General features: G+C 71.0%; 6 protein-coding genes and 1 pseudogene. 4 read left to right on the top strand and 3 right to left on the bottom strand.

The window, feature by feature from the left end; genetic code table 11:
• From AB0L97_RS01935 to AB0L97_RS01920, 4 genes and pseudogenes are all read left to right on the top strand, one after another.
• A pseudogene (locus AB0L97_RS01935) lies at window positions 1-598 on the top strand (hypothetical protein); the annotation flags it as partial.
• A 37-nt stretch (window positions 599-635) separates the two neighbouring features.
• Window positions 636-2,498, top strand: a complete 1,863-nt coding sequence (locus tag AB0L97_RS01930) for a dynamin family protein (RefSeq protein ID WP_364424698.1) — start codon at window positions 636-638, stop codon at window positions 2,496-2,498.
• Window positions 2,495-4,048, top strand: a complete 1,554-nt coding sequence (locus AB0L97_RS01925; protein WP_364424696.1) for a dynamin family protein — start codon at window positions 2,495-2,497, stop codon at window positions 4,046-4,048. Before AB0L97_RS01930 ends, AB0L97_RS01925 begins: the two co-directional genes overlap by 4 nt.
• 107 nt (window positions 4,049-4,155) lie before the next feature.
• On the top strand, window positions 4,156-4,800 hold the full coding sequence (locus AB0L97_RS01920) for an endonuclease (RefSeq protein WP_364424694.1): 645 nt from the start codon (window positions 4,156-4,158) through the stop codon (window positions 4,798-4,800).
• A 10-nt stretch (window positions 4,801-4,810) separates the two neighbouring features.
• On the opposite strand, the gene AB0L97_RS01915 is transcribed toward AB0L97_RS01920, so the two are convergent.
• From AB0L97_RS01915 to AB0L97_RS01905, 3 genes are all read right to left on the bottom strand, one after another.
• Window positions 4,811-5,974, bottom strand: coding sequence for a zinc-binding dehydrogenase (locus AB0L97_RS01915; protein WP_364424692.1), 1,164 nt, complete (start codon window positions 5,972-5,974; stop codon window positions 4,811-4,813).
• A gap of 139 nt (window positions 5,975-6,113) precedes the next feature.
• Window positions 6,114-6,410 (bottom strand): hypothetical protein, encoded by a 297-nt coding sequence (locus AB0L97_RS01910; RefSeq protein ID WP_364424690.1) that lies wholly within the window; start codon window positions 6,408-6,410, stop codon window positions 6,114-6,116.
• Window positions 6,411-6,415: 5 nt separating this feature from the next.
• A complete protein-coding gene (locus tag AB0L97_RS01905; RefSeq protein ID WP_364424689.1) occupies window positions 6,416-8,119 on the bottom strand; it encodes an MFS transporter in 1,704 nt (567 codons plus the stop codon).
• Window positions 8,120-8,173: the final 54 nt, after the last annotated feature.

Raw genomic sequence — 8,173 nt, 5'->3', positions numbered from 1 at the left:
TCTGGAAGGCGCGTCCAGCGCGGGAGCGCATCTCGGTTCGAGTCTGGACAGCGGCATCGGCGCCGGTTCGCACGCGGCTTCCGGTCTCTCCACGGGGATCGAGGGTGCGGCTGGTTCGGGCTTGGAGACCGGCTTGTCGACCGGTCTCGGCGCTGCGGGCAGCGCGGGTGCGGGTCTGTCGAGTGGTCTGGAAGGCGCGTCCAGCGCGGGAGCGCATCTCGGTTCGAGTCTGGACAGCGGCATCGGCGCCGGTTCGCACGCGGCTTCCGGTCTCTCCACGGGTCTTGACGCGACGGGCGGCCTCAGCGGTGCGGCGCACTCGACCGTGAGCGGCGCGGCGGACGCGGGCGCCGGACTGGCGGGCTCCGCCGGCGGCGCGGCGCACGGTGCCGTTGACACGGGTGCGGGTCTCGGCGGCAGCGTCGGCTCGACCGCGCACACCTGGTCCTCGCTGGATGTGTCGAGCGCCTTCGGTTCGGGCTTGGACAGCACCGCGGGCGGCCATGCCGACGCAGGCCTGTTCGGCGACACCCATGCGGGCACGGAGTTGAGCGGTTCGGCGGGCGCCGAGCTGGGTGGCGATACATTCCTGCACTGACAGTTGCCCGGTAATACGGAAAGAGGTCCATACCGCGATGGGGACACCCGCGCCGAACGCCACTCCACCGGCGGTACCGCTGCTGTCGGTACTCGGTGAAACCATCGCGGCGGCCCGTGCCGCGGGCCGCAACGATCTGGTCGGCCGCCTCGAAGTGGCGGCCGACCGGGTCCGCGACCCGCGGCGGCGCATCGTCGTCGCCGGGCAGCTGGACCAGGGCAAGAGCCGTTTCGTCAACGCGCTGCTGAACCTGGACATCTGCCCGGTGGGCGACGACGCCACAACCGCGGTGCCGATGCTGCTCGCGCACGGTCCGGAGCCGCGCGCGGAGCTGGTCCTCGCGGCGCACGGCGACTCCAGCGGCGCGGAGACCAGGGTGACGGTGCCGATCGCCGAGATCGGTGCGATCGATCAGCGCGCCCCGCTCGCGCAGGGACGTCGGATCGTGCGGCTCGAGGTCCAGATCCCCAACGCGTTGTTGGCCGATGGCATCGTGCTGATCGATACTCCCGGCGTCGGCGGGCACGGCAACGCTCACGCGGCGGGCGTGCTCGGACTGGTGCCCGCCGCGGACGCGGTCCTGGTGCTGTCGGACGCGTCGACCGAACTGACCGAGCCCGAGCTGGCGTTCCTGCGGCAGGTGCGGGAACTGTGCCCGACGGTGGCGCTGCTGCTCACCAAGACCGACCTGTACCCGCACTGGCGCCAGGTGCACGAGGCCGATCTGGGCCATCTCGCGCGGGCCGGCCTCGACGTGCCGATGATCCCGGTGTCGTCACTGCTGCGCAGTCACGCGATGCGGTTGCAGGACGCGCAGCTGGGCGTCGAATCCGGCTTCGGCGTGCTGTACACCTTCCTGCGCGACCAGGTGGTTGCGCGCGATCAGCTCGCCACCCGCACCGCCGTGGCCCGCGACATCCGCTCCGCGGCAGAGCATCTCGCGCTGGCTCTGGGCAGCGAGCTGGTCGCGGTCCGCGATCCCGCCCAGGGCGCGGCGGCGGTGCGCGAGCTGCAATCCGCCCGTTCCGCGGCGGAGGAACTGCACCGCAGGACCGCCGCCTGGCAGCAGACGCTCGCCGACGGCATCACCGACCTCGCCGGAGACGTCGACCACGACCTGCGCGACCGTCTGCGCAATCTCGCGCGCAGCACCGAGGAATGGATCGACGAGCACGATCCGGGCAGGCACTGGGACCGTATCGCCGAACACCTCACCGGCACCGTCGATACCGCGCTCGGCGACAATCTGCTGTGGACCCACGCGCGAGCGATTCAACTCGCCGAGCGCGTCGCCGAGCACTTCTCCGAACTCGGCGCCGTCGACCTGCCGGACGTGCGCCCCGGCGCAGGCGCCGACACCGGCCGTGCCATCACCGGCACGCTCGCCGATCTGGAACCCGACATCGGTCTCGGCAGCAAACTGCTCGTCGGCATGCGCGGCTCCTACGGCGGCGTGCTCATGGTCGGGCTGGCCACCACCTTCGCCGGGCTCGCCATGCTCAACCCGATCTCGATCGGCGCCGGTTTGATCGTGGGCGGCAAGGCTTTCCGGGACGACAAGCAGGCCAGGCTGGCCAAGCGGCGCAACGAGGCGAAGGCGGCGGTGCGCCGGTTCGTCGACGATGTGGCGTTCCAGGCGGGCAAGGAGTCGAAGGATCGACTGCACCGGATCCACCGCGCGTTGCGCGACCACTACGCCGGCGTCGCCGAACGCAGCCTGCGCTCGATCGATGAGTCGCTGCGGGCCGCGCAGGAAGCGGCGTCCATGGTCGCCACCCGCCGCGCCGAACGCGGTGCGCAACTGGAACAGCAGCTGCGCGTGGTCGCCGAACTGCGCCGATACGCCGATGCCATGCAGAACGCACTACCGATGGGACCCGCCGGTACGGTAACCCCGTGAGACGTGATGGTGGCCCGGTGCCGGGAATCGTCGCCGAGGCGCATCGGCTGGTCGGGGCGGCGCAAGCGGCGCTCGCGGGCGAGCCGCGGCCTCGTGCCCTGCTGGCCGACTGCGCCCGCCGATTGGATCAGCCGCTGCGGGTGGCGCTCGCCGGTTCGATCAAGGCGGGCAAGTCCACACTGCTGAATTCGCTTGTCGGACAGGACATCGCCCCGACCGACGCGACCGAGTGCACCAGGGTCGTCACCTGGTATCGGTACGGCTCCACACCCAGCGTGACGGCGTACGCCCCCGACGGGGCCCGCGCGCATGTCGTGGTCCGCCGTGGCAGCGGGACGCACGGGCTGACCTTCGACCTGGAGCGGCTCAACTGGAACGCCCCGGCTCCGCGCGAGGTCGATCATCTCGAAGTCGAGTGGCCCGCCGCGACGCTCGCGCACACCACCATCATCGACACCCCCGGCACGTCGTCGCTGTCGCGCGAGGTGTCGCGGCGCACCGCGCGTCTGCTGACGCCCGGCGCGGACGACGAGCGGTCCGAGCAGAGCGTCGCCATCCCGGGCGCCGACGCGGTGGTCTACCTGCTGCGCCGGCTGGACGCGACAGACGTGCAGTTTCTCGAGCGCGTGGGCGCCGGAACCGCCGTGGCCAACGGTGGACCGGGGGCGCCCGGCCCGCTCGGCGTCGTCGGCGTGGTCTCGCGGGCCGACGAGATCGGGGCGGGCCGGATCGATGCGCTGCACTCGGCGCGTGACGTCGCCACGCGTTTCGCCGGGGAATTGGAACGGACGGGTCTGTGCCAGGCGGTGATCCCGGTCGCCGGCCTGCTCGCGTTCGCCGCGGCGACGCTGCGTCAGCAGGAGTTCGCGGCTTTCGAGGCGCTGGCGCGGGTCCCGGTCGACGAACTGAGCGCCGCGTTGCTCTCGGCGGACCGTTTCGCGCGCGCCGACGTGCCGCTTCCGGTGCCGCCGGAACTGCGCGCGCAGCTGGCCGAGCGGTTCGGGTTGTTCGGCATCCGGATGGCGGTCACGCTGATCCGGCTCGGCGTGCGCGATTCGGCCACGCTGGCCGCCGAATTGACCAGCCGCAGCGGCGTGGACGAACTGCGCTCGGTGCTCGACGTGCAGTTCGGTCAGCGCGCCGATCAGCTCAAAGCGCATTCCGCGCTGACCGCGCTGGCCCGGGTGCTGACCGCCTATCGAGGCACCCCGGCCGATCGCCTGCTGCCCAGGGTGCGCACCCTGCTCGCGGATGTGCACGGTTTCGCCGAGCTGCGCCTGCTCGGCCGCCTGCGCACCGACGAGCTGGCGCTGCCCGCGGACGATCTCGCCGAACTGCACCGCCTCATCGGCGGCTCCGGGATCGCACCCCATCTGCGCCTCGGCCTCCCGATCGACGCACCGCTCCCCGCACAGCGGGCCCAAGCGATGGCCGCGGTCCGGAAATGGCGCGCGCGGGCACGTCACCCGCTCGCCGACCAGTTCACCGCCACGGCCTGCCTGACCGCCGCTCGCAGCGCGGAGGGCACCCTGAGCGTGCTGCCGGAATGATCGCCCCGGCGGCGCGGTGACCTGCGGGGACGTCGTATCCACGCCATGTAGGGCGGTGTAGTCGACGTGGGCCCGGGTATGCGCCCTGGTAGCGAGAGGAGGTAACGATGAGCCAAGAGGACGTCGTACACGAATTGCTCGTCCGTGCGGGCACGGGATATGCCGAGGAAGCGGGTATCACGCTCGACGACAAACCGGCCGCACTGTTCCAGCTGCTCATGCTTTCCCAGCTGCTCAGTGCCCGCATCTCCGCCGAGATCGCGATCGGGGCCACCCGGGAGCTGATCGGCAGCGGCTATCGGACGCCGCACCGGGTGGCGGACGCCGACTGGCAGGAGCTGGTCGACGCGCTGGGGCGGGGAAACTATCGCCGCTACGACGAGAGCACCGCGACGAGGCTGGGCCACAACGCCACGCGCGTGCTCGACCGCTACCACGGTGATCTGCGCGAGCTGGCGAAGAAGGCGGACAACGACCCGCGGCGCGCGGCCGAACTGCTCCAGGAGTTCGACGGCATCGGCCCCACCGGCGCCGACATCTTCCTACGCGAGGTCCAGGACACCTGGCCCTGGGTCCAGCCCCATTTCGACGAGCGAGCCCTGCGCGGCGCCAAGCGCGTCCAGTTGCCGGAAGATCCCGACCGGCTGGCCCGCCTTGCGCCGGACCACCACACCGCGGATCTCGCCGCGGCCCTGGTGCGGGTGACACTGGACGAGAAGATCGCCGACGAGGTTCTCGCCGCCGCGCCCTGACCGAGCGCGCTCAGATCAGCGCGGTGCCCGCACCGCGCGGGTCGATCAGGATCTTCGCGTGCCGCTCCGGGTTGCCGAGGGCGGTGAAGGCGTCCGCGACGCCGTCCAGACCGACGGTCCCGGTGATCAAGGGGCTCGGGTCGACCTTTCCCTCGGCGAGCATGTGCAAGGTGTCGCGGAACTCGCCGGGGTCGTAGCCGAGGACGAACCGCAGTTCGATCTCCTTGTTGATCGCCATGGCGGGATGGAAGCGGTCGGTCTCCATACAGACCCCGACCACCACCACACGCGAGAGGGGCGGCGCGGCCGTGAGGATCTGGTCGATGATTCCCGGTACGCCGACACATTCGAAGATGACCGGACCGGCCGGTCCCGCGTTCAACGTGTGAGCCAGCCGGAAGACATACCACCACGGCAGGTTCGGTACCCGCCGCAGGCGATCCATGGCGTCGAATCCGAGTCCGAGGATGTCGGTGACGCCGTTGATCCGCCCCTTCTTCGGGGCGGCCGTCCAGGGCGATTCGGTCGCCGGATCGACCACGACGTCGGCGCCGCACGCCGTCGCCAGTTCTCGTCGGCGCGGCGAGAAGTCGCTGGCCACCACGGTGCGCACGCCCGCGGCTTTCAGCATGCTGATCACCGCGAGCCCGATCGGCCCACAGCCGATGACGAACGCGGTCTGTCCCTTGCCCACCCGGCCCCGGCGCACGGCGTGCCAGGCCACGGCCATGGGCTCGGTCAACGCGGCGTGTTCGGCGGACAAGCCGTTGGGCACCGGCATGGTCATCGATTCCTGGACCACCACCTGTTCGGCGTAGCCGCCGGGCGCCGCCGTCGACAGTCCCACCAAGTGGGGTTGCCTGCCGTGCCGGACGATCGGCAGCGATACCACCGGCGTTCCCGTCTTCCACCTCTTCCGGCAGTCCGGCCCGTAATCGACCACCGTGCCGCTGAATTCGTGGCCGAGCACCACGCTCTGATCCGAACGCATGAAGTGCTCGTAGCCCGTGGCCACGGCCAGGTCGGCCAGTTCGTCGGCGTGGGTGCGGGCATGCAGGTCCGAGCCGCAGATACCGCAGCGTGACACGTCGATCAGCAGTTGACCCGCACCGGGCCGGGGCGTGGGCAGTTCCGTGACCTCGAATTCGGCGGCGGTGACGACGGCGGCCCTCATGACGACTCCTCGGATCGACGGCGCACGGTGGGCGCCTCGGCCGGGGCGCCCCGCCGCCACACTACTGCGGCAGGGCGCCCCCTGTGGCTGCCTCGGCCGTAGACTCAACGGGCCGAGGCGCTTTCGGTTGCGGCTTTCGTCAAGCGCCGCGCAGCCGCGGGTACACCTCCTGCTCGAGGTAGTCGGCGACGTCGCGGCCATGGCGACGAGCTTCGTGCACGGCGACACCGTGCCGTCCGGCAACCTCCTTCAGCGCGGGCCGCGACCTCTTCCCCACCCCGCCGCCGATCAGCAGATGGGCGAACTCTCCGGTGTCGAGTGCCGCGAGCGCCTCGTCGTCGGTGGTGACACCGCGCGCGGAGAACCCGGCGGCCCGAACCCGCTCGACGGCGGCGTCCACGGTGTTCCCGCTGCGGCCGATGATCAGAAGGTCCATCTCGCTCACACCCCTACCGGTTGCGGGTCCGTCGCATCGATATCGATCTCGTGGTGTTCGAGTCTGGCACTGCGCGGCAGCGCGAGGAAGCCCAGGCAGACCAGCGCCAGGACGCCGATGCCGTACCAGAGGGTGCGCTCGAAAGTATTCGCGAAGTTCACCGCGTTCGCCCGCATGCCCGCCGTCGTGAGCACCTGACCGACGCCGCTGGAGCCCCGCTCCGCGCCGGCCCGGCAGCTGTCCGGCACCACGGTCGGATCGACCTGCGCGGATCGATCCAGCACGCAGGCGCGGAAGTTCGCGAGGATCTCGTCCCGCGCCTGCTCGGGCACGCCTACCGCGGCGAGTTCGGCGCGAACCTCCGGCGCGACCGTGTCGACCCCGCGTGCCGAATCGTGGTCGAGCTGGGTGAAGAACACCACGCCCACGAGCGCGACGCCCAGAGCCGTGCCGAGTTGCTGCCCGGTATTGAGCAGACCGGACGCCGAGCCCGCTTCCCGCGCGGGCACCTGGCCGAGCAGTAAGTCGATGGTCGGCGCGACCACCATGCCGAATCCGGCACCGGTGACGATCAGCGGGAAGACCATCTGCCACGAGGCGATCTCCGCGCCGTAGTGCGTGGCCAGCCAGCCGTAGAGGCCGAAGCCCGCGGCGTTGACCAGGCCGCCGACGATCAGCACCCGCCTGCCGAACCGCGGCGCGAGCACGCTCACCGAGACTCCGGCGCCGATCCCCGCGCCGACCGCGAAGAACACGGCGGTCAGCCCGGCTCGCATCGGCGTCCAGCCCAGTCCCGCCTGCATGAACAGCGTCCACACCAGGAAGAACCCGCCGAGTCCGATCCAGAAAAGCAGCCAGCTGCCCAGCCCGATCGCGAACGGCCGGGACCGGAACAGCGTCAAGTCGACCAGGGGTGAGCCGACCGTCCGCGCCCGGTACCGCTCATACGCGACGAACACCGCGAAGGTCGCGGCGGAGGCGGCCATCATGACGAATGTCCAAGCGGGCCAGTCGAGTCTGCGCCCCTCGGCCAGCGGGTAGACGAGCAGGAGCACCGCGCCGATGGCCAGGATCATGCCGACCACGTCCAGGCGCGGCGCGGCGGGCGAGCGGGACTCCTTCATCACCGCCGCGGCCGCGCCGAGCGCGAGAATGCCCACCGGGACGTTGACCAGGAAGATCGGCCGCCACACCAGGTCGAACAGGTCCCACTGCACCAGCAGGCCGCCGAGCGAGAGACCGACCGCGGAGGCGGACCCGCCGACGCCGCTGTAGAGCGCGATGGCCCGCCCGCGCTCGTGGTCGGCGAAGGTGACGCGGATGATCGCCAGGATCTGCGGCACCATGAGCCCGGCCATCGCGCCCTGCACGAAGCGTGCGGCGATCAACATGGCCGGATCGGTGCTCAGGCCGCAGGCCGCCGAGGCGAGCGTGAAGCCGGCCATGCCGATCAGGAAGATCCGTTTGCGGCCGAAGATGTCGCCGAGCCTGCCGCCGGTGATCAGCACGGCGGCGAAGGCGAGCACGTAGGCCGCGACGATCCATTCGATCTGCGAGTACGCGGCGTGCAGATCGGCCTGGATGCTCGGCACGGCGACATTGACGATCGTGACGTCGAGCAAGTCCATGAATCCCGCGGCGAGCACGACCGCGAACGCGATCCAGCGGCGGGAATCGGTAGGGGGACGAGTAGTGAGGTCGGGTTCCATGAGGGCCTCTTTCGGATGGGAGGGAAGTACCGACTCCCCAAACTATGCACCTCG

Source organism: Nocardia sp. NPDC051911 (assembly GCF_040681035.1).
Lineage (GTDB): Bacteria > Actinomycetota > Actinomycetes > Mycobacteriales > Mycobacteriaceae > Nocardia > Nocardia sichangensis.
This window is presented reverse-complemented; position numbering and strand designations above follow the sequence as displayed.

Excerpts from the sequence above, each read along its gene's own strand:
- AB0L97_RS01905 (WP_364424689.1), bottom strand. The coding sequence starts at position 8,119 with ATGGAACCCGACCTCACTACTCGTCCCCCTACCGATTCCCGCCGCTGG.
- AB0L97_RS01915 (WP_364424692.1), bottom strand. The coding sequence starts at position 5,974 with ATGAGGGCCGCCGTCGTCACCGCCGCCGAATTCGAGGTCACGGAACTG.
- AB0L97_RS01930 (WP_364424698.1), top strand. The coding sequence starts at position 636 with ATGGGGACACCCGCGCCGAACGCCACTCCACCGGCGGTACCGCTGCTG.
- AB0L97_RS01920 (WP_364424694.1), top strand. The coding sequence starts at position 4,156 with ATGAGCCAAGAGGACGTCGTACACGAATTGCTCGTCCGTGCGGGCACG.
- AB0L97_RS01910 (WP_364424690.1), bottom strand. The coding sequence starts at position 6,410 with ATGGACCTTCTGATCATCGGCCGCAGCGGGAACACCGTGGACGCCGCC.